We start from the raw sequence: 21268 nt of genomic DNA on the forward strand, positions 1-21268 counted from the left end.
CTGGACACCTCGTTCTGCCTGGCGGCGCTCGAGGAGGCGATGGCACGGTTCGGAAAACCGGAGATCTTCAACACCGACCAGGGGTGCCAATTCACCTCGGCGGCCTTCACCGGCGCGCTGCTCGCGGCCGGCATCCGGGTCTCGATGGACGGTCGGGGGCGCTGGATGGACAACGTGTTCATCGAACGGCTGTGGCGCTCGCTGAAACACGAGGACGTCTACCTGAAGCACTATGCCGACGGCCGGGAGGCGAAGGCCGGTATCGCCGCATGGATCACGTTCTACAACGAGCAGCGGCTCCATCAGGCGCTCGGCTATCGCACGCCAATGGCGGTGTGGCGCGCCGGTGCCGCCGACGAGGCTGTGGACATGCTGGACAACGTGAGCGCGTTGCCAACAAGCCCACAGCCGCAAACGCCGCAGACAAAACGTTTGGCGGCATGATATCGGAAGGCAGGAGCAGCCAAGCTTCCAACCAAGAATGCCACGCCAGTGGTCCTCGCCTCGGGGTCCATTTCACCCGACCGCGTGGCTGCCTGCTCTCTGCGTGCAGAGGCCGTAGGGCGCCGGACGGGCTTGGCGGGGACATGCCCAGTAGACTCTGCGCTCCTGGGCTAGCGGCAGCCCGCCGAAGCGGCAAATTAAGCGGCAAATTTCAACCGCATCACTAGGCACAACCGTTTGCCAAGCGTAGATAATTGACCGGCAATGAAAGCGGCAAAGAATGACATCGACATCGACGATGGAACCGATGATGCCGGAGGATTCCGGGCATCGCCTCGAGGATGCGGCTACCGACCTGGTAGCCAAGAGCAACGCCCTTGCGGCACGCTTGCACCCCATCCTACGGGGGACGGTCGGCGACCTGGTCCGGTCGATGAACTGCTACTATTCGAACTTGATCGAGGGGCATCAGACCCTGCCGGTCGATATCGACCGCGCAATGGCCGGGGACTTCCACGACGAGCCTGAGCGCCGCAACCTCCAATTGGAAGCCCGCGCGCATATCGACGTGCAACGGCTCATCGACCACGGAGAGGCACCGGCCCCCGTCCTCTCGGTCGAGTTCATTTTATGGCTGCACCGGAAATTCTGCGAGCAACTGCCCGACGAGCTGTTGTGGGTCACGAACCCGGATACGGGCGAACGGAAGCGCGTCATTCCCGGCGAGCTGAGAGACTCCCATGTTCGGGTGGGACTCCACGTTGCGCCCGACCCTACGGACCTGCAGCCGTTTCTTGATCGTCTGGTCGAGGCCTACGGCGGCAACCACCTGTCGAAATTGCGCAAGGTGATCGGGGTCGCCGCGGCTCACCACCGGCTCCTGTGGATTCACCCGTTCCTGGACGGCAACGGCCGCGTGGCGCGGCTGTTCTCACATGCACTTATGCGGGAACTGGGAGTCGGCTCAGAGCTGTGGTCGGTCTCGCGCGGCTTGGCGCGCAGCGTCACCGAGTACAAGGCGCTGCTGATGGCCGCCGACGGCCCGCGGCGCGGAGACCTGGACGGCAGGGGCAATCTCACGCAAGCGGGTCTCGATGCCTTCTGCGCGTTCTTTCTCGACACCTGCGTCGACCAGGTCAGCTTCATGGAGGAACTGCTGGAGCCGCCGGAGCTGCTGCGCCGGATGGAGATCTGGAGCGAGGAGGAAATCCGCGCCAAGCGTCTCCCCAGGGGCTCCTGGCCGCTGTTGCGGGAGGCGGTCATGGCGGGTGAGTTCTCCCGCGGCGCCGCATCGGCGCTGACCGGCTACGAGACACGGCAGGCGCGCACCGTGCTCAACACGCTCATTGACGCAGGGTATCTGATTTCGCCGACACCTCGAAGCCCGGTCCGGCTAGGATTCCCGATCAGCGTTGTCGAGAGATGGTTGCCCCGGCTCTATCCCGGAACGGCTATAGCCACGCCGCGTTTTGAGGCGTGACTGCCGGGCACGCGCGTTTGCCTGATGGGAGCGGTATGAGTCGAGAGGCTCCCGCGCCGTCCTGAGCTGAGAGAGGCCGGGGGTGAAATTCCTCCGGCCCACTCACCACGCGCTCCACTGGGGACTCGACGTCGTCGTCGCCGAGGATACCGCGCGAAACCGTCGCGACCACGGCCCGCAAAAACCTCGCCGTGCTCCGCCGCCTGGCCCTCAACGTCGCCCGCGCCGATCAGACCAAAGGCTCACTCGCCGGAAAGCTCAGGCATGCCGGATCGAATGACGATTTCCTCCTCGAGCTCCTCCGCCAAACGCGATAGCCCTGGTGATGAGCCCGCTCCAGGCGAATGAATCTCGTACCGCGGTCGCAATTTTCGCAGAGATAATGATAGTAATCTTACCGGGTTTGTGACGCTTTGGACATTGTCTGTCGCAAAAAATCGGCACTTCAAACAGGCGATTCCCGGAATCGCCACTTTGCGTTTGGACTCTGAATTGCCCCCGTACGTGTAAGTGCATTCTTTGCGTGACGTACGGAGACTGTGGATGCCAATTGGATCCGATTGGCGGTCACCGACCGCTTACGCCTACGTTTCAGATCTCGAACCTGCCGATCTCGCCTGGGAATTCTTGCGGCGCAATCCCGCTTACCAACGCGATTATCGCAAGGCCGTTCGGCGTCCTGCTTCCACGGAAGAGCTTTTTGTTCGACGCTGGGGGATGCCCTTTCGCGGTCGATCCCGAGCGAAGCGCCGATGAAATTTCGGTCGTCTGGTCGCCGAAGCGCGACCCGAGGGTCGTTCTTCTCGCACCCGCCCCGAAGAATTTCGATGACCGGAAAACCATCGACGCTCTCGTCCTGAACCAGCAAGGGATCACGAGCGAAGGCCGTTGCGTTCTCGTCGACCATGCCGGCGAGCGTCTGCCGCTCGTGTTGATGACCGGGATGTCCGAGAGGAGTCCGGCCGCGGCGCTCATCCCGCTCGACCCGAGTTTTCCGGCACGTGCGGAAGCTGCGCTCCAGCTGTGGCGTCTCCTGAACGGACAGAGCCGACGTCGCCGCGGCGATTACCTCACGCGACAACGGCGACAGCGCCTCGTGCTGGCGCTCCGTGCGCTCGACGGCCGTCTCGCCGGGCATGTCTATCGCTCGATCGCTGCGGGATTGTTCGGGGATGCGCGTGTCCCGAAAGGACCGGCGTGGAAGACGCACGATTTGCGTGATCGCACCATTCGCCTCGCCCGCACCGGCACAGACCTGATGTGCGGCGGGTATCTCGATCTGCTGCGCGGCTGATCCGCTCCGTTGTCATTTCACGTCGACGTCCTGATCGTGTCGGCGGCCAGGCGTCCGGCTAGAGAAGGACGTTCCAGGCCCCGCGATGGGGTGGCGTAGATCGCGCGCCTGCTTTCACCATCCCCCTCCGCGGTCGTGCTTCGCCATTGTGATGCCGATGCGCCGCCGATGTCCGGCGGTGATCATGGACACCATGGAGAGCCGTCATGGCCGACCCACTTTCTGGATTGCCGCCGCGCTTTCTGCGCACGCCCGAGGCCGCCCGCTTCGTCGGGCTGTCCGGTCGCACGCTCGAGAAACATCGCACCTACGGGACGGGCCCAAAGTATCGGAAGATCGGTGGCCGCGTCGTTTATGCGCTCGACGATCTGAAGGCCTGGACCGATCTCGGTACCAAGAGCTCGACCTCCGACCCCGGCGTCGGGACCGTCCATCCGGCCAAGCGCAAGGCTGTCTCGACGGTCCCTCCGCCCCGCACTCCTCCACGACGATGAGCGGACTTGCGCCGGCGGTGTTCCAGATTGGAGGCGAACTATGACGTGTCTCACCCATGTCGAGCTGGTGTGGATGGCAAAGCGCATCGAGTCCTGGATTCGCTTTGGCCGTGTTGCCGAGGAGCACCCGGTCGACCGCAGCTGCCGCGTCGTCAGTTTCGCGCCGGACAGCGTCTTTGCGGTCGTTCGATGGTCCGCCAACGATTACGGCACGATCGCCTCTCGGATCCTGATCCTGCGGGCAGTCGCGCCGCGCGAACGTTACACGACGGTCGCGACGATCCATCCCGGTGCCGACATTCTGCTACGTCTCTCCGGTTGGCCCAAGGTCGAGAAGGTGCTGCGCGCGATCGATCCGATCGAGGCGCTCGGGATCGATCCGATCGACGTTGCTCCCGAGCATTGGCGCCACGTCCACAACCGTCTCTTGGTGAACGAGCAGCCCAGGTCCTATACGCGCGACCAACACAAAGCCTGGCTCCGTCGTCGGAGGGTTCATCCGTGAGGGGCCGCGTCTCGATTGTTGTCGTGACGGCGGCTGCGGCGGCTCTGGTCGTCGCGACCTTCGGTCCGAGGCCGCGACCTTCGTTCGTCTGGAACGTCTCGGCGAGTGTGCCGATCGGGCTCTACGCCGTGCATCCGGCGCGCGACCTCGCCGTCACCGACCTGGTCGTCGCCATGCCGCCGGAGCCGCTCGCGACCGACCTCGCCGACCGCGGTGTTCTTCCGAAGGGTGTCTCGTTGATCAAGCGCGTGCTCGCTCTACCGGGGCAGACGGTTTGCCGGACCGGGCTCGAGATCGTGGTCGACGCCCTCGCCATGGGGCGAGCGCTCGAGCACGACCGGCAGGGACGGCCGTTGCCGGTGTGGAGCGGCTGCCGGGTGTTGCGCACCGGCGAGGTTTTTCTGATGAACTGGGACGAGCCGCTGTCGTTCGACGGCCGCTACTTCGGGCCTCTGCCGGTCGACAGTGTCGTCGGGCGTGCGACCCCGATCTGGGTGTCGGAGGAATGACCCTGGACGAAATCACGTGACCAAAACCTTCGGAGTGACCGGCGATGGACCTGGTGACGCTCGTCACCCTGTGTGCGATCGGCGTCGAGCCGAAGCTGATGCATGCGCTCGTCTGGCATCAATCCGGTGGCGAGCCGTGGTCGTTCACGGTTCCGGGCGAGGCCGAGCCGCGCGTCTTCCGGAAGGTGCGGGAAGCAGTGGCCGAAGCACGCGCCGTCCGCGTGACCGCGACGATCCGGATCGGGTTGACGGGTCTCCCGACAACCCCGTTAGCCGTGACCACGATGACGTTCTTGCCGTGCCCGAACATCGCGACCGCGGCGCGCCGGATCGCGGAGCTGAAGGTGCGCTGCAAGGCGAGCGGGCGGAGGGACGTCGATCCAACCTTCTGCGCAGTCGCGGCGTATCGCGGGTCCTGGGAGCGGCCAGACACGAGGTTCGCGTCCGCTGTTCGCGCATCCGTTGTCAGTGGTGACGCCCCGGACTTCGACATGCCGAAGGAGACCGGCCTCGAGCGCCGCGACGTGGTGCTCGACCTGCAGACGGCGACGTCCGACGTCCCTTCGTCGAGGCGGGATCCGGTGAACGACGACCGTGAGCGCGGGTGCAACAGTCGGCTGTTTCCAGTGCGCCGAGCGTTCTCCGATGAGCCGACCGAGCGACCATCGATTGGTGGCTCGGCAGGGGATTCCGTGCAGCCGGACCGCAAATCGAATGTCGGACCACGCGCCGACGATCCGCCGGCCGACGGTCTGTTCGTGCCTCGCTCGTCGCGGCGGGAGCCCTGAACTCTGGTCCGTCGCGGTCGAAGCGCGGTCGCATCATGTCGTGGAGAACGCGGGAGAGCAGACGTGAGAAGATCACGACCGACGGATTGCAAGATAAAAGGCGTGGCACGCCGGTCATGCCAAGTCCTGAGCGGGACTTGGCATTCGGCGGTGCCATCGGTCGGTGGGCGTGCCGCTTCCAACAGAATCACGAGCAGCGACAAGGATGATGGCGGCACTGCGCGACAGGAGCGGCGCCGGTGACAAAGGATCGGCCTTCCGACGAGCTGCGGGTCCGGCCCGGCCGCATCCGCAACCGAGGCGCCCGCGCGAGACCCAAGACGTTCGTCGGCCAGGTCCTGACGGCCGCCCAGAAGGCGGGTCACCTTGGCAAGCGTTCACGACCGGGCTGGTCGCCGTCGTCACGGCGTTCGACGTTCGGGCGCGGGCGAGGGGCGGCATCGAGCGGGCGCCGGCTTCTCGACCCGACGCGCCGGGTCCTGGTCAAGGCGCGCATCATGCGCCACCGCGGCCGAGCCTTCCGGGCGGCGCCGCTCGCCGCCCATGTCGCCTATCTCCGGCGTGAGGGCGTCGGCCGGGACGGCGAGAGGGCGCGGATGTTCGACGCCGGCGGCGAGGCGGACGAGAAGGGCTTCGTCGAGCGGTGCGCAGGCGACCGCCATCACTTCCGCTTCATCGTCAGTCCGGAAGAGGCCTCCGACCTCACCGATCTGAAGGCGTTCACGCGCGACCTCCTCACCGACATGGAACGCGACCTCGGCACCCGGCTCGACTGGATCGCGGTCGAGCACTGGAACACCGACAACCCGCATGTGCATTTGCTGGTGCGTGGCAAGGCCGACGACGGCCGCAATCTCGTCATCAGCCGGGACTACATCACCCGCGGCATGCGGGAGCGCGCCGAGCACCTCGTCACGATCGAGCTCGGTCCCAAGACCGAGCGGGATATGTGGGCATCGCTCGACCGCGACGTCGGCGCGGACCGCTGGACCCGGCTCGACACGGCGATCGGGCGTCATGCGGACGAAGCCGGGCTGATCGATCTGCGGATGTCGTCCGACAGCGAGACCGATCCGGAGATCCGCCGGCGGATGATCGGCCGGCTGCAGCGCCTGGAGCAGATGGGCCTCGCCCGGTCCGAGGGGACTGCACGGTGGTCGCTCGTTCCGGATGCCGAGCGCACGCTTCGCGACCTCGGCGCCCGCCGCGACATCATCGAGATCATGCATCGTGCCGCTGCGGAGCAAGGGATCGAACGCCCGGTCTGCGACTACATGATCCATGGCGAGAGGGACCGCCCGACGGTCACCGGGCGTCTGATCGCCAAGGGTTTGCACGACGAGCTCGCTGGCGAAGCCTATGCCGTGATCGACGGGGTCGACGGCCGGCTCCACCATGTCCGCTTCCCCGATATCGATCGGCTGGAGCATGCCCCGCCGGTCGGTGGGATCGTGGCCGTGCGGCATCTCGAGGCCGAGAGCGGGAGCAGAGCAAATCGGATCCTGAGCGTGCGGTCCGATCTGACGCTCGAGGCCCAGGTGATGGCGAAGGGTGCGACCTGGCTCGACCACCAGCTTCTGGTGCGCGACAAGGCGGCGCTGTCGGAGGGGGGCTTCGGCCGCGAGGTGCGCGACGCGCTCGACCGGCGCGTCGATCATCTGGTTGGGGAGGGGCTCGCACGCCGCCAGGGCGGCCGCGTCGTGTTCGCCCGCGATCTTCTCGCCACACTGCGGCGGCGTGACCTCGATGCCGCAACGGCCCGGATCACGGCCGAGACCGGACTTGTCTACCGCGCGACGGCCGAGGGCGAGTCCATCGCGGGCGTCTATCGCCAGCGCCTGGCCCTCGCCTCGGGCCGGTTCGCGATGATCAACGACGGGCTCGGCTTCTCGCTCGTGCCGTGGCGCCCGTCGCTCGAGCCCCATATCGGAAGGCAGGTCTCCGGCCTCGTTCGAGCGGGCGGCATCGATTGGACGCTCGGCCGGCAGCGCGGGCTCGGCATCGGATAGGTGCTCCGCCTGCGCGACCAAGCAGCCCCCGGATCGATCTCCGACCGAGCCACCATCGCTGCCCCGGTCATTGCACGACCGCCTACGCCAGTACGCGACGGTCCCATTCGGCCCGTTGCAGGTCGCTCGCCCCGTCCGTTTAGTCGCGAGGTCACTGCGGGGGAAACACGGGTGTCCGCCACAAAAATCCTCTGGGGCCAGGTCCTCGTCGTCTCGCTGATCGTGCTCGCCGCGACCTGGGGCGCGACGCAGTGGACGGCTTGGCGGCTCGCCTATCAGCCGCAGCTCGGCCAGCCCTGGACCGAGGTTTTCGGTGTTCCCCTCTATCCGCCGCCTGCGTTCTTCCTGTGGTGGTTCCGGTTCGACGCCTACGCGCCGAAGATCTTCCTCGAAGGGGCGGCCATCGCGTCGTCCGGCGGCTTCATCGCGATCGCCATCGCGGTCGGGATGTCGGTGTGGCGCGCCCGTGAGGAGAAGGACACCGCGACCTATGGTTCGGCCCGGTGGGCGACCGAGCGGGAGGTGCGCACCGCCGGTCTGCTCGGACAAAACGGCGTCGTGCTCGGCCGGCTCGGCCGCAGCTATCTCCGTCACGATGGTCCCGAGCACGTGCTCTGCTTCGCGCCGACCCGCTCCGGCAAGGGCGTCGGCCTCGTCGTGCCGACGCTGTTGACCTGGCCGGGCACCGCCATCGTCCACGACATCAAGGGCGAGAATGTCCGCCTCACCGCCGGATGGCGCGCGACCTTCGGGCGGGTCCACGTGTTCGACCCGACCAATCCGGCGAGCGCGGCCTACAACCCGTTGCTCGAGGTCCGGCGGGGCGACGCCGAGGTGCGCGACGTCCAGAACGTCGCCGACATCCTGGTCGACCCGGAAGGCGCGCTCGAACGGCGGAACCACTGGGAGAAGACCAGCCACTCGCTCCTGGTCGGCGCGATCCTGCACGTCCTCTATGCCGAGCCCGACAAGACGTTGGCCGGCGTCGCCACCTTCCTGTCCGACCCGCGCCGCCCGATCGAGCTGACACTGCGGGCCATGATGGTGACGCCGCATCTCGGCGACCGCCCGCACCCGGTGATCGCGTCGGCCGCCCGCGAACTTCTGAACAAGAGCGAGAACGAGCGCTCGGGCGTTCTCTCGACCGCGATGAGCTTCCTCGGCCTCTATCGCGATCCCGTCGTTGCCGCGGTGACGTGCCGCTCCGATTGGCGGATCGCGGACTTGGTCGACGGCGTGCGCCCGGCGACCCTCTATCTGGTCGTGCCGCCGTCCGACATCAGCCGGACAAAACCGCTGGTTCGCCTCGTCCTCAATCAGATCGGCCGGCGGCTCACCGAGGAGCTCGATCCCAAGGGCCGCCGTCACCGGCTCCTGTTGATGCTCGACGAGTTCCCGGCGCTCGGCCGGCTCGACTTCTTCGAGTCGGCGCTCGCCTTCATGGCCGGCTACGGCCTCACCAGCTTCCTGATCGCGCAGTCGCTCAATCAGATCGAGAAGGCCTATGGGCCGAACAACGCGATCCTCGACAACTGCCACGTCCGGGTGGCGTTCGCGACCAACGACGAGCGGACCGCGCGGCGCGTCTCCGACGCGCTCGGTCAGGCGACCGAGCTGCGCGCCATGAAGAACTATGCCGGCCATCGGCTCTCGCCCTGGCTGGGTCACCTCATGGTGAGCCGCCAGGAAACCGCCCGGGCTCTGCTCACCCCCGGTGAAGTCATGCAGCTGCCGGCGACCGACGAGCTCGTTCTCGTCGCCGGCCTGCCCCCGATCCGCGCCAAGAAGGCCCGCTACTACGAGGACAGACGCCTTACGGCGCGGCTGATGCCGCCCCCCTCGGCCTCGACCGGGATGGGCGGTCCCGGCGGCCGACCCCGAGCACGGGCCGACGACTGGACGGGCTCCCGTGACCCGATCCCGGTCTCTCCTGCCGCGAACGGCTCGGCCGCCGGGTCTCTCACCCAAGCGAGCGACCCGGACAATGCCGGCATCCGTCGCGAACCCGAGCTGCCCGAGCACGAGGCGATCGTTCCCGAGACGCCGCCAGCGCGGCGCGAGTTCGACCTCGTCGACGACGATATGGACGACGCGCCGCCGCCTGCCGACGTGCTCGGGCAGCGCATGCGTGGAACCGCCCGGCAGGCGGCAATGGACCCGAACGACGGCATCGACCTCTGACGGAGCTTTGCATGAAGGCGCGCCTGAACGTGTATTTCGAGACGGAGCTCCTGCAGCGGGTCGCCGATCTCGCCGCCCGGCGGAACCTCTCGAAATCCCTGATCGTCGAGGCCGCGGTCGCCTCGTTCCTGTCGCCGGACGCCGACGACCGACGTGAGGCGGCCTTTGCTCGCCGGCTCGACCGCCTGAGCCGACAGGTCGAGCGGCTGACGCGCGACGTCGCGATCTCGAGCGAAGCCGTCGCGCTGTTCGTGCGGTTTTGGCTGACCGTCACCCCGCCTGTCCCTGACGCCGCGTGGGCGGCCGCCAAGGCGACCGGCGCGGAGCGCTACCAATCCTTTGTCGATGCGCTCGGACGCCGGGTCGCCAAGGGCCACAGCTTCGTGCACGAGGTCTCGATCGAGGTCGAGGGTCGACGCGCGTCGCCCACGCCGGCGTGCGACGCCGAGGACGATCCGCGCTGATGCGTCGTGGTGTAATCGCCGCGTATGCCGCGATAGGGTAAGCAGCCGTCCTGCTCGTGTTCCTGCCTTTCGGTACGGCGGCGTGATTTTGATGCTCCGCTTCGTCCGTTCTCTCGTTCCCGATCGGGTTCGGGGATTTCGGCGTGCCGATGAGCGAGCTCATCGCGACCGTGACCTTCGGCTCGTTCCGAGCTCGTGCCGTTCGATCTGATTTCTGCTCGATGTCGTCGTGCTCGATCCGAGCCATCCATTCACGGTCCCTCCGTTCTGCCTGCCTTTCCGCGCCGGAGCACTACGACGACGAGTTGCTTGTTGCGGCTCGTCCCGAGTGGCCTTTTCTAATCGACCCCGGTGCTCCGCCGCTGTCGGCGGGTCCAGCCGGGGGACGATAGGGTGGGACGATCCGAAAGTAGGACCGAGGCTGTAGCGCGGCAGGCACGCATGCTCCGCACCGCGCTGGGCTCGTCGATTGCGGCGTGGCTCGCCGACCCGAACGTCGTCGAGGTCATGCTGAACCCCGATGGTCGGCTGTGGGTCGATCGGCTCGCCGAAGGCTTGACGGACACCGGTGAGCACCTGTCCGCTGCAGATGGCGAGCGGATCGTCCGTCTGGTCGCGCATCACGTCGGTGCCGAGGTCCATTCCGGCTCGCCGAAGATCTCGGCCGAGCTGCCGGAGACTGGCGAGCGGTTCGAGGGTTTGATCCCGCCGCTCGTCGCAGCCCCGGCATTCGCGATCCGCAAGCCGGCCGTCGCGGTCTTCACGCTCGACGACTATGCCGCGGCCGGGATCATGACGGCCGAGCAGGCGGCAACGCTCCGTGCCGCCGTCGCGCTGCGCCGCAACGTGCTGGTCGCCGGCGGTACCTCGACCGGCAAGACGACGCTCGTCAACGCGCTGCTGGCCGAGGTCGCGAGCACGACGGACCGGGTCGTGCTGATCGAGGATACGCGCGAGCTTCAGTGCAGGGCCCAGAATCTGGTGGCGCTGCGGACCAAGGACGGCGTCGCATCGCTCGCCGATCTCGTGCGCTCGTCGCTGCGGCTTCGTCCCGACCGTATCCCGATCGGCGAGGTGCGAGGCGCCGAGGCGCTCGATCTCCTGAAGGCCTGGGGGACGGGTCACCCGGGTGGCATCGGCACCATCCATGCGGGAACGGCGCTCGGGGCGCTCCGCCGTCTCGAGCAGCTGGTGCAGGAGGCGGTCGTCACCGTCCCACGAGCTCTGATCGCCGAGACCATCGACGTGATCGCCGTTCTGGCCGGCCGCGGCAGCGACCGCCGTCTCATCGAGCTCGCCGCGGTGTCCGGGATCGGTCCGGCCGGCGACTATGTCCTCGCACCCGCCACCATGCTCACGACAGGAGAGCCCGCATGACCATCTCGACCGCGACGAATCCCGTCCGCAACTTCGTTCTCACGACGACCTCGGCCGCCGTGCTTGCGCTGATGGCGGCTCCGGCCCATGCGGCCGGCTCGAACATGCCGTGGGAGCAGCCGCTTCAGCAGGTCTTGCAGTCGATCGAAGGGCCGGTGGCCAAGATCATGGCCGTGATCATCATCATCATGACCGGCCTGACGCTCGCCTTCGGCGATACGTCGGGCGGCGTGCGCCGTCTGGTGCAGATCGTGTTCGGCCTGTCGATCGCCTTCGCGGCGAGCTCGTTCTTTCTGTCCTTCTTCTCGTTCGGCGGCGGAGCGCTGCTGTGACGACTGGCACTGACCTGCTCCCCGGCTTCGAGGCGCCGGTCCATCGCGCCCTGACCGAGCCGATCCTGCTCGCCGGGGCGCCGCGTGCCATCGCCATCTTCAACGGAACGCTCGCCGCCGCGATCGGCCTCGGCCTGCGCCTGTGGATCGTCGGCCTGGTGCTCGGCCTCGCCGGGCACGGCGCGGCGGCCTGGGCGGCGAGGCGCGATCCCCTGTTCGTCGACGTCGTGCGCCGGCACCTGCGCTACCCCACCCACCTCGGTGCCTGAGCCGTTCGATGTTCAATCTCGCCGAATACCGCACCAAGCCGCAGCGTCTCGCCGACTTCCTGCCCTGGGCGGCCCTGGTCGCACCAGGCGTCGTCCTGAACAAGGACGGCTCGCTCCAGCGCACGGCGCGCTTCCGGGGCCCGGACCTCGAGTCGGCGATCCCGGCCGAGCTGGTCGGCGTCGCCGGACGGCTCAACGATGCCCTGCGCCGGCTCGGCTCCGGCTGGGCCGTGTTCGTCGAGGCGAGCCGCATCCCGGCGCAGGACTATCCGGCCAGCAGCTATCCGGACCCGGCCTCGGCGTTGGTCGACGCCGAGCGCCGGGCGCAGTTCGAGGAGGAGGGCAGTCACTTCGAGAGCGCCTACCACCTCACGCTTCTGTTCCTGCCGCCGGCCGAGGAGGCCGCGCGCGCCGAGGCCTGGCTGTACGAGGGTCGTACCCCCGACGGAAGCGCCGCTGCGAACGAGGTGCTCACGACCTTCGTCGACCGCACCGATCGGGTGCTCGCCCTGATCGACGGGTTTGTGCCGGAAGCCGCCTGGCTCTCCGACGCCGAGACGCTGACCTGGCTGCATGCCTGCGTCTCGACGCGGCGGCACCGGGTGCGTGTCCCCGAGGTGCCGATGTATCTCGACGCGATCCTGGTCGACGAGCCGTTCACGGGCGGCCTCGCGCCGCGGCTCGGCAGCGCACATCTGCGTGTCCTCACGGTGGCGGGCTTCCCCTCGGCGACTTGGCCCGGAATCCTCGACGAGCTGAACCGGCTCGCCTTCCCGTACCGCTGGTCGACCCGGGCGATCTGCCTGGACAAGACCGATGCCGCCAAGGTGCTCGGCCGCATCCGCCGCCACTGGTTCGCCAAGCGCAAATCGGTCGCCGCGATTCTGAAGGAGGCGATGACCAACGAGGCGTCGTCGCTCCTCGACAGCGACGCCCACAACAAGGCGCTCGATGCCGACGCCGCCCTCCAGGAGCTCGGCGCCGACCTTGCCGGCGAAGCCTACGTGACCTCGTCCGTCGTGGTCTGGGACGACGACCCGAGCAGCGCCGACGAGAAGCTCCGGCTCGCCGCCAAGGTGATCGAAGGTCGCGGCTTCACCTGTATGCTGGAGGGCCTGAACGGCGTCGAGGCCTGGCTCGGCAGCCTCCCCGGACACGTCTACGCCAATGTGCGCCAGCCGCCGATCTCGACCCTCAACCTCGCCCATATGATCCCGCTGTCCGCGGTCTGGGCCGGACCCGAGCGGAACCAGCACCTCGACGCGCCGCCGCTCCTGTTCGCCCGGACCGACGGTGCGACGCCGTTCCGGCTGTCGCTTCATGTCGGCGATGTCGGGCACACCCTGGTGATCGGCCCGACCGGCGCCGGCAAGAGCGTCCTGCTCGCCCTCATGGCGCTGCAGTTCCGCCGCTACCCTGGCGCCCAGGTGTTCGCCTTCGACTTCGGCGGCTCGATCCGCGCGGCCGCGCTCGCCATGGGCGGCGACTGGCACGATCTCGGCGGCGGGCTCTCCGAGGACGCGACCGAGCCGGTCGCGCTGGCGCCCCTGTCGGCGATCGACGATCCGGCCGAGCGCGCCTGGGCCGCCGAGTGGCTCGCCGCGATCATCGACCGGGAGGGCGTGACGGTCGGGCCCGACGCCAAGGAGCACGTCTGGTCGGCCCTGACGTCGCTCGCCTCCGCGCCCGTGTCCGAACGGACCCTCACCGGCCTGTCGGTGCTGTTGCAGTCCGCCGCCCTGAAGCAGGCGCTGAAGCCGTATTGTCTCGGCGGAGCGTGGGGGCGGCTCCTCGATGCCGAAGCCGAGCGGATCGGCGCGTCCGACGTCCAGGCCTACGAGACCGAGGGGCTGACCGAGACCGACGCCGCTCCGGCCGTCCTCACCTACCTGTTCCATCGGCTCGAGAGCCGGCTCGACGGCCGGCCGACCCTGCTGATCATCGACGAGGGCTGGCTCGTCCTCGAGGATCCGACCTTTGGGTCCCAGGTTCGGGAATGGCTCAAGACGCTGCGCAAGAAGAACGCCAGCGTGGTGTTCGCGACCCAGTCGCTCGCCGACATCGAGACCAGCACGATCGCGCCTGCCATCGTCGAGAGCTGCCCGACGCGGTTGTTCCTGCCCAACGATCGCGCTGTCGAGCCGCAGATCGCCGCCATCTACCGGCGCTTCGGCCTCAACGAGCGCCAGATCGAGATCCTCGCCCGCGCGACACCGAAGCGCGACTACTACTGTCAGTCCCGCCGCGGCAACCGCCTGTTCGAACTCGGCCTCGGCGAGGTCGCGCTCGCCTTCTGCGCAGCGTCCTCCAAGTCCGACCAGTCCGCCGTCGCCGAGACCCTTCGTGAGCACGGCCGCGCCGGCTTCGCCGCCGCCTGGCTGCGGCGCAAGGGTCTCGCCTGGGCCGCCGACCTTCTGGCCGAGCAGACCTCCGAGGACACCGAGACGTCATCCACCACGGAGGCCAGCTCATGAGCCGGCAGTGTTCCCGCCGTTCGTTCTTCGGAAGCGCGATCCGTGTTGCGGCCGGGGTGGGCGCGCTCGCCGTCGTGCCGGTGGTCTGCTCCGCCCAGATGCTCGTCTACGATCCCTCGAACTACGCCCAGAACGTGCTGCAGGCCGCCCGCGCGCTCGAGCAGATCAACAATCAAGTCACCGGTCTGCAGAACCAGGCGCAGATGCTGCTCAACCAAGCGCGGCATCTGACGAGCCTGCCGTATTCGTCGCAGCAGACGATCCAGCAGTCGTTCCACAGGACACGGCAGCTCCTCGATCAGGTCCAGCGCATCTCCTTCGACCTCGATCAGATCGACCGCACGTTTTCGCGCCTCTATCCGCAGACCTATGCCGGCACGACCTCGTCACAGCAGCTCGCCTCCGACGCCAAGGAGCGCTGGCAGACCTCCCATGCGGCGTTCCAGGATTCGCTCCGCGTTCAGGCCGGCGTCGTGCAGTCGCTCGACACGACCCGCGGTGAGACCGACACGCTGGTCGCCGCAAGCCAGGCCGCCGTCGGCGCCCTGCAGGCGGCCCAGGCCGGCAACCAGCTCGTCGCCTTGCTGATCCGCCAGCTCGCGGACCTGACCGCGGTTCTCGCGGCACAGGCCCGGGCCGACAGCCTTTCCGGTGCCCGCAGCAGCGCCAGCCAGGAGCAGGCACGCGCCCAGCTCGACCGTTTCCTCACCACCGGGCAGGGCTACCAGCCCCAGCCCGTCCGCATGTTCAATCAATAGGAGAGGCATGATGGTCGCCAGAGCTCTCGTTCGCATTGTGCTCGTCGTGCTCGCCGGTGCCTCTGTCGTGACGGCCGTCGCCGTCACGGGCCGCATGGCCGAGGATCCGGGCCGCCCGACCCAGATGCCCGCCAACCCGCTTGCGCGCGAGCTCGCCCGCTGCAAGCGGCTGCGTCTGGCCGAAGCCGACGATGCGGCTTGCCGGGCGGTCTGGGCGAAGAACCAGGACCGCTTCTTCGGATCGAGCCGGAGCACGGAGGCACCGACCGGGTCCGTTGCTCCGGGAACGAGCGTCCGGTCTCCCGGCGCCACCGAAGGCGAGCCATCGCCATTGGCACCCGACGCCGGCCCATCGCGGCCCGCGAGCCAAGGGGCGGCCGACTGACATGAACACCGGCATCATCGACCGCTTCACCGAGGTGTTCTCGCGCTACATCGACTCCGGCTTCGGCCTGCTCGGCGGCGAGGTCGCGTTCCTCGCCTCCACCCTGATCGTCATCGACGTGACGCTCGCCGGCCTGTTCTGGGCCGCGGGGACCAACGAGGACGTCATCACCCGCCTCGTCCAGAAGACCCTCTATGTCGGGTTCTTTGCCTTCCTCATCGGCAATTTCAACCGCCTCGCCGGGCTGGTGTTCGAGTCCTTCGCCGGTCTCGGCCTGAGGGCCTCCGGGTCGAGCCTCTCGGCCGACCAGTTCCTGCAGCCGGGCCGCATCGCCCAGGTCGGCATCGACGCCGGCAAGCCGATCCTCGCCGCGGCGGGCCAGCTCGTCGGCTACGTGTCGTTCTTCGAGAACGTCATCCAGATCGCCGTCCTGCTGTTCGCTTGGTTCGTCGTGCTGATCGCCTTCTTCATCCTGGCGATCCAGCTGTTCGTGACCTTGATCGAGTTCAAGCTGACGACGCTCGCGGGCTTCGTGCTCGTGCCCTTCGGCCTGTTCAACAAGACCGCGTTCCTGGCCGAGCGCGTGCTCGGCAACGTCGTCTCCTCCGGCATCAAGGTGCTGGTTCTGGCTGTCGTGGTCGGCATCGGCACGACGCTGTTCGGCGAGTTCACCCGCGGCTTCGGCGGCGGCCAGCCGACCTTCGAGGACGCGATGGCGCTCGCCCTCGGCGCCCTGTCGCTGCTCGGCCTCGGCATCTTCGGCCCCGGCATCGCCAACGGCCTGGTCAGCGGCGGGCCGCAGCTCGGCGCCGGCGCCGCGGTCGGGACCGCGCTCGCCGCAGGCGGCATCGGCGCCGTCGGCGCGATCGGAGCAACTGCCGGTGCCGGTGCGCTCGCGGGCGCAGCCCGCGCTGGCGCCGGTGCCGCCGGAGCAGCCTTCTCAGCCTACCGGACGAGTGCTGCCGCATCCGGTGCGACCGGCCTGAAGGCGGCCGCCGCCGGGGCAGGGGGCGTTGCCCGGTCCGGGGTCTCCGCGGTCGCCGATCGCTTCGGTGCGATGGTCCGACCCGCCGCCAGCACGTCGTCCGCGGCGGTCGGTCCGTCCGCCGGTCCCCCTGAATGGGCGCAGACCCTGCGCCGCCACCAGACCGCTGCGCACGCAGCCTCGGTCGCCGCGCATGTGGTGCGCTCCGGTGACCACGGCGGTGGTGGCAGCTCGATTCCCTTGTCGGAGGATCGCCGATGATCGTCTTCCGCCGTCCCTCGGTGCGTTACGGCCGCACGCCCGAACCCGAGACCCCTTACCAGAAGGCCGGACAGGTCTGGGACGAGCGGATCGGCTCCGCCCGCGTCCAGGCTCGCAACTGGCGGCTCATGGCGTTCGGCAATCTCGCGCTCGCCGGGGGCCTCGCGATCGGGCTCGTCTGGCAGCACGCCCGCGGCGCGGTCACCCCCTGGGTCGTCGAGGTCGACCGCCAGGGCCGCGCCCAGGCCGTCGCTCCGGCACTCGGCAACTATCGTCCCAGCGACCCGCAGATCGCCTGGCACCTCGCCCACTTCATCGAGAACGTGCGGGCGCTCCCGGCCGATCCGGTCATCGTCCGCCAGAGCTGGCTCACGGCCTACGACTTCGTCACCGACAAGGGCGCGCTCGCGCTCAACGACCATGCCCGCGTCCACGATCCCTTCGCCAGGATCGGCAAGGTCCAGGTGACGGTCGAGATCGCGAGCGTGGTGCGCGCCTCGCCCGACAGTTTTCGGGTCGCCTGGATCGAGCGCCGCTACGAGAACGGCAGCCTCGCCGCGACCGAGCGCTGGGTCGCCATCCTCACCATCGTCATCGACCTTCCCCGCGACGCCGAGCGGCTGCGCAAGAACCCGCTCGGCATCTACGTCCATTCCCTCGCATGGTCCAAGGAGCTCGGCTGATGCGGTCCCGTGCGTTCGTTCTCTGCGTTCTCTCCGCATCCTCGCTCGCGGGCTGCGCCACCTTCAGGCCGCCGGGGATCGCGTACGACGATCCGCCGGAGCCCGCCTCGCTGGTCGTCGAGCCGCCGCGACCCGTCGAAGTGGTGGAGCTGCCGAAGCCGCTGCCGCTTCCGGGCCAGCTCAAGCCCGTCCCGGGCAAAAAGTCGCCGCCGGAGCCGCGCGATCCGCGCGAGCGCGTCGATCTCGCCAACACCGCGGCGCGGGTCGAGCCGAGCCGGGCCGGCTACATCAACGCCGTCCAAGTCTATCCCTTCTCGGAGGGCGCCCTTTACCAGGTCTATGCCGCGCCCGGGCAGATCACCGACATCGCCCTGCAGGAGGGCGAGCAGCTCGTCGGCTCCGGCCCGATCGCGGCCGGCGACACGGTGCGCTGGATCATCGGTGATGCCGAGAGCGGCACCAGCACAGCGAAGAAGATCCACATCCTGGTCAAGCCGACCCGGCCCGACCTCGTCACTAATCTGGTGATCAACACCGACCGACGGACCTATCACCTCGAGCTGCGCTCGACCGAGAAGACCTACATGGCCTCGGTCTCGTGGGACTACCCGCACGACCGCCTGATCGCGCTGCACCAGCGCAACGCCGCGGCCGAGACGGTCGCTCCGGTCGCGACCGGTCTCGAGGTCGACGCCTTGCGCTTCCGCTACGCGATCCACGGCGACGCAGCGCCCTGGCGGCCGCTCCGCGCCTTCGACGACGGCAAGAAGGTCTATATCGCTTTCCCGCCCGGCATCGGCCAGGGCGAGATGCCGCCGCTGTTCATCATCGGCCCGGAGGGCAAGACCTCGGAGCTCGTGAACTACCGGGTCCGCGGCAATCACATGATCGTCGATCGCCTGTTCGCCGCGGCCGAGCTGCGGCTCGGCGACGGCGGTTCCGAGCGCCGTGTCCGCATCGTGCGTACCGATGGGAGATCCATGTGGTGAGTAGGAGCCCGGACCATTCATCCGGAACGAACGATCTCGCGGCCGGGCTCCGCCTTCGGCCCGAGCACCCGCCCGTCATGCGCCTCTCTCGTAAGGTGCTGGTCGGGCTTCTGGCCGGCGTGTCGATCGTCGTGTCCGGCGCGCTGATTTGGGGGTTTTCGCGCGAGAAGCCGAAGCCGGCGAGTGGCGGCGAGCTCTACAGCACCGAGCACAAGCCGCTGCCCGACGCGATCGCCGCCTTGCCGCGCGACTACGCGGCCGTCGCCAAGCCGGCTGGGGCAACTGTCCCGGCCGGTGTTCCAAAACTCGGGCCGCCGCTGCCGGGCGATCTCGGTCGGCCGATGCTCAGCGCCGGCGTCACCCCGGCCGAACCGTCGCACGCGCCCGATCCGGCCCAGCAACGCTCCGCCCAGGAGCAGGAGGCGGCGCGCACCAGCAAGCTGTTCGCTCCGGCGACCACCGCGACACGCCCGACTGCGACGGTCACCCCGGTGCTGCCCTCAGCCGATGACGTCGTCACCGCGCCGGCCGTGCGCTCCGATCCGCAGCCGCTCGATGCCGACTGGGGCCAGAACCTCCAGGATCGCAAGCTCGCCTTCCTGAACGCCGCCGTCGATCGCCGGACCGTCAGCCCCGATCGCCTCGCCGCGCCACCGTCGCGCTACGTCGTCCAGGCCGGCGCCGTGATCGCGGCCGCGCTGGTCACCGGCATTCGCTCCGCCTTGCCGGGGCAGGTCACGGCCCAGGTGACCGAGCATGTCTACGACAGTCCGACCGGCCGGTACCTGCTCGTGCCACAAGGATCGAAGCTGATCGGCGTCTACGACAGTCAGGTCGCCTTCGGCCAGGATCGCATCCTCCTGGTCTGGACCCGGCTCATCCTGCCGAACGGCCGATCGATCGTGCTGGAGCGCCAGCCCGCCGCCGACCCGCAAGGTTTTGCCGGGCTCGAGGACGAGGTCGACCACCATTGGGGCCGCCTGTTCATGGCCGCCGCCCTCTCGACGCTGCTCGGCGTCGGGTCCGAACTCGGGACGAGTGACAGCGAAGGTGAGCTGCTTCGCGCCGTTCGGCGCGGCGGCAGCACCAGCCTGAACCAGACCGGCCAGCAGGTCGTCCGCCGCAACCTCAACATCCAGCCGACCCTGACGATCCGGCCGGGCTTCCCGGTCCGCGTCATCGTCAACCGCGACCTCGTCCTTGCGCCCTATCGGGGATGACGTCGACCAAGCCGCATTGTGGAGAGGATCAAACATGGACAAGCTGAAGCTTTCGGAGCTGCTCGACGACAAGCCCGTCAAGCTCACCATCGATCTGCCTGCGCAGATCCACCGCGATCTCGTCGCCTATGCCGAGCTGCTCGGCCGCAACACCGGACAGGCGGTCGAGCCGGGAAAGCTGATCGCGCCGATGATCGCTAAATTCATGGCGACCGATCGGGCGTTTACCCGGATGCGTCGCGAAAAACAGAATCCGGGCTGATCGGAAACCGGGAAGCCCTTCATACGGCACGAACTTGCGATGCGCCCATGCGAACCTCGATGGAGCGATTCAAGAGGTCGAGGAGCACGACAATGCGATCCTTTTCGCCGAGCGCGATGATCTTGACCACGAGCCCGTCGAGCGCCCCGCCCGCGATCTTCACGTCCTGCCCGACTTGATAAGGACTCGCCGGTCGCACGATCGCTCCGTCGACTTCTCTCGCCTTGAGGCTTTCGATGATCGCGGGATCCAGCCGGCTCGGGGTGTCGCGATCGCGCACGACCGACCGCACGCCGAGCGTCGAGAGGATGGGACGCCAGCGGTCGCGTTCGAGGTCGAGCGCGACGAACAGATAGCCGGGGAAGAGTGGCCGAAGGACCTGGGAGGTTTTTCGGGCATGACGGACCTGGGTCCGTATCATCGGGCAATACGTGCCGTAGAACTGACGTTCGAGGTTCTCGATCGCGACCCGTTCCTTGTGCGCATGCGTGTTGACGACGATCCAGGACGAAGCTGCGTTCGGCAGCGCGCCAGCGTCCCATCCGGCCGTTCGGTCAAGCATCTCGACTTCTCCGCGGCATCTCATCCGGGCACCATCAAGGACACGGCTTTCGCTCGAGCGCAACCTGCGCGTTAGAAGGTCATTAATGCGACATCGTGACAGCGACGCACAGGCGGGGCCGCTGCGACGAAGTCCGCCGCTGCCGTGTCCGGCTCGTTGCCGGGGAGCGCTATATCGTCGGTTTCTCCGGGTCGGCGCGCAGCTCACGGGAGCGGTTTCGGCGGGCATTGACGACGACGACCGTGATCCGCTTCGCGTGGCGGTGGGATGCCTGCAGGTCGCCGTAGAACCGGACCATCGCGGCGCTGGTGATCGGGGCTTCCCGGCGGCAGACCACGGTGCGGTCGACTGCCCCGTCACCTTTCCGGATTGATCTTTCGCGTCCACAACCCATAATGGCGCGACGCGAACAAGATGGCGGCCAACCCCACTGGTGCCTTTGCCCCCGTTACGAAGGCCGGGAGGACGCCATGGGCGGACGCGAATCGATCGTGAAGGCGACCGAGGTGCTCGCCACGGCGGCCTTCGACCCGGCCCAGTGGC

Annotated in this window: 23 protein-coding genes and 1 pseudogene; 23 read left to right on the top strand and 1 reads right to left on the bottom strand. The window is 68.2% G+C overall.

Going from position 1 to position 21268, the window contains the following annotated elements; genetic code table 11:
• From A33M_RS20120 to A33M_RS20220, 23 genes and pseudogenes are all read left to right on the top strand, one after another.
• The coding region (locus A33M_RS20120) for an integrase core domain-containing protein (protein WP_157223588.1) at window positions 1–444 on the top strand (444 nt) is incomplete at its 5' end.
• A gap of 298 nt (window positions 445–742) precedes the next feature.
• Window positions 743–1924, top strand: coding sequence for a Fic family protein (locus tag A33M_RS20125; RefSeq protein WP_083850575.1), 1182 nt, complete (start codon window positions 743–745; stop codon window positions 1922–1924).
• Between the two features lie 106 nt (window positions 1925–2030).
• Window positions 2031–2241: pseudogene (locus tag A33M_RS25115) on the top strand (ISAs1 family transposase); the annotation flags it as partial.
• 226 nt (window positions 2242–2467) lie between these two features.
• The gene (locus A33M_RS25410) at window positions 2468–2680 is read left to right on the top strand and encodes a transcriptional regulator domain-containing protein (RefSeq protein WP_083850576.1); all 213 of its coding nucleotides are present in this window, start codon (window positions 2468–2470) and stop codon (window positions 2678–2680) included.
• Between the two features lie 187 nt (window positions 2681–2867).
• The gene (locus A33M_RS25415; RefSeq protein ID WP_443213627.1) at window positions 2868–3218 is read left to right on the top strand and encodes a DUF2285 domain-containing protein; all 351 of its coding nucleotides are present in this window, start codon (window positions 2868–2870) and stop codon (window positions 3216–3218) included.
• 206 nt (window positions 3219–3424) lie between these two features.
• Window positions 3425–3712, top strand: coding sequence for a helix-turn-helix transcriptional regulator (locus A33M_RS20135; protein ID WP_008391255.1), 288 nt, complete (start codon window positions 3425–3427; stop codon window positions 3710–3712).
• A gap of 40 nt (window positions 3713–3752) precedes the next feature.
• Window positions 3753–4217 carry a DUF2840 domain-containing protein gene (locus A33M_RS20140; protein WP_008391256.1) on the top strand — a complete coding sequence of 155 codons (465 nt, stop codon included), beginning with the start codon at window positions 3753–3755 and terminating at the stop codon, window positions 4215–4217.
• A 23-nt stretch (window positions 4218–4240) separates the two neighbouring features.
• Complete coding sequence (locus A33M_RS20145) at window positions 4241–4726, top strand: S26 family signal peptidase (RefSeq protein WP_008391259.1); 486 nt, start codon at window positions 4241–4243, stop codon at window positions 4724–4726.
• A gap of 44 nt (window positions 4727–4770) precedes the next feature.
• Window positions 4771–5514: a hypothetical protein gene (locus A33M_RS20150; RefSeq protein ID WP_040622116.1), complete on the top strand. Its 744-nt coding sequence runs from the start codon at window positions 4771–4773 to the stop codon at window positions 5512–5514.
• Window positions 5515–6011: 497 nt separating this feature from the next.
• Window positions 6012–7523, top strand: coding sequence for a relaxase/mobilization nuclease domain-containing protein (locus A33M_RS20155; protein WP_237718430.1), 1512 nt, complete (start codon window positions 6012–6014; stop codon window positions 7521–7523).
• Window positions 7524–7694: 171 nt separating this feature from the next.
• A complete protein-coding gene (locus tag A33M_RS20160) occupies window positions 7695–9704 on the top strand; it encodes a conjugal transfer protein TraG (RefSeq protein ID WP_008391264.1) in 2010 nt (669 codons plus the stop codon).
• 11 nt (window positions 9705–9715) lie between these two features.
• Window positions 9716–10168 (top strand): CopG family transcriptional regulator, encoded by a 453-nt coding sequence (locus A33M_RS20165; RefSeq protein WP_008391266.1) that lies wholly within the window; start codon window positions 9716–9718, stop codon window positions 10166–10168.
• Window positions 10169–10609: 441 nt separating this feature from the next.
• Window positions 10610–11545: a P-type conjugative transfer ATPase TrbB gene (gene trbB, locus A33M_RS20170; RefSeq protein WP_008391268.1), complete on the top strand. Its 936-nt coding sequence runs from the start codon at window positions 10610–10612 to the stop codon at window positions 11543–11545.
• Window positions 11542–11877 (top strand): TrbC/VirB2 family protein, encoded by a 336-nt coding sequence (locus A33M_RS20175; RefSeq protein WP_008391270.1) that lies wholly within the window; start codon window positions 11542–11544, stop codon window positions 11875–11877. Before trbB ends, A33M_RS20175 begins: the two co-directional genes overlap by 4 nt.
• On the top strand, window positions 11874–12146 hold the full coding sequence (locus A33M_RS20180) for a VirB3 family type IV secretion system protein (RefSeq protein ID WP_008391272.1): 273 nt from the start codon (window positions 11874–11876) through the stop codon (window positions 12144–12146). The genes A33M_RS20175 and A33M_RS20180 overlap by 4 nt, the downstream gene beginning before the upstream one ends.
• An 8-nt stretch (window positions 12147–12154) precedes the next feature.
• Window positions 12155–14620, top strand: coding sequence for a conjugal transfer protein TrbE (trbE, locus tag A33M_RS20185; protein ID WP_008391275.1), 2466 nt, complete (start codon window positions 12155–12157; stop codon window positions 14618–14620).
• On the top strand, window positions 14617–15378 hold the full coding sequence (trbJ, locus tag A33M_RS20190) for a P-type conjugative transfer protein TrbJ (RefSeq protein ID WP_008391276.1): 762 nt from the start codon (window positions 14617–14619) through the stop codon (window positions 15376–15378). Before trbE ends, trbJ begins: the two co-directional genes overlap by 4 nt.
• Window positions 15379–15385: 7 nt before the next feature.
• A complete protein-coding gene (trbK-alt, locus tag A33M_RS20195; protein ID WP_040622120.1) occupies window positions 15386–15763 on the top strand; it encodes a putative entry exclusion protein TrbK-alt in 378 nt (125 codons plus the stop codon).
• Between the two features lies 1 nt (window position 15764).
• A complete protein-coding gene (gene trbL / locus A33M_RS20200; RefSeq protein WP_008391279.1) occupies window positions 15765–17009 on the top strand; it encodes a P-type conjugative transfer protein TrbL in 1245 nt (414 codons plus the stop codon).
• The gene (gene trbF, locus A33M_RS20205) at window positions 17006–17692 is read left to right on the top strand and encodes a conjugal transfer protein TrbF (RefSeq protein WP_008391281.1); all 687 of its coding nucleotides are present in this window, start codon (window positions 17006–17008) and stop codon (window positions 17690–17692) included. The genes trbL and trbF overlap by 4 nt, the downstream gene beginning before the upstream one ends.
• Window positions 17692–18681 (top strand): P-type conjugative transfer protein TrbG, encoded by a 990-nt coding sequence (gene trbG, locus A33M_RS20210; RefSeq protein ID WP_008391284.1) that lies wholly within the window; start codon window positions 17692–17694, stop codon window positions 18679–18681. The genes trbF and trbG overlap by 1 nt, the downstream gene beginning before the upstream one ends.
• 77 nt (window positions 18682–18758) lie before the next feature.
• A complete protein-coding gene (locus tag A33M_RS20215) occupies window positions 18759–19901 on the top strand; it encodes a TrbI/VirB10 family protein (protein ID WP_008391286.1) in 1143 nt (380 codons plus the stop codon).
• A 34-nt stretch (window positions 19902–19935) separates the two neighbouring features.
• Complete coding sequence (locus A33M_RS20220; protein ID WP_008391288.1) at window positions 19936–20163, top strand: DUF2274 domain-containing protein; 228 nt, start codon at window positions 19936–19938, stop codon at window positions 20161–20163.
• Between the two features lie 19 nt (window positions 20164–20182).
• Here the strand turns inward: A33M_RS20220 and nusG are convergent, their stop codons facing one another.
• On the bottom strand, window positions 20183–20725 hold the full coding sequence (gene nusG, locus A33M_RS20225) for a transcription termination/antitermination protein NusG (RefSeq protein ID WP_008391289.1): 543 nt from the start codon (window positions 20723–20725) through the stop codon (window positions 20183–20185).
• Window positions 20726–21268 lie beyond the last annotated feature (543 nt).

It is taken from the genome of Rhodovulum sp. PH10, assembly GCF_000293785.1.
Taxonomy (GTDB): Bacteria; Pseudomonadota; Alphaproteobacteria; order Rhizobiales; family Xanthobacteraceae; genus Rhodoplanes.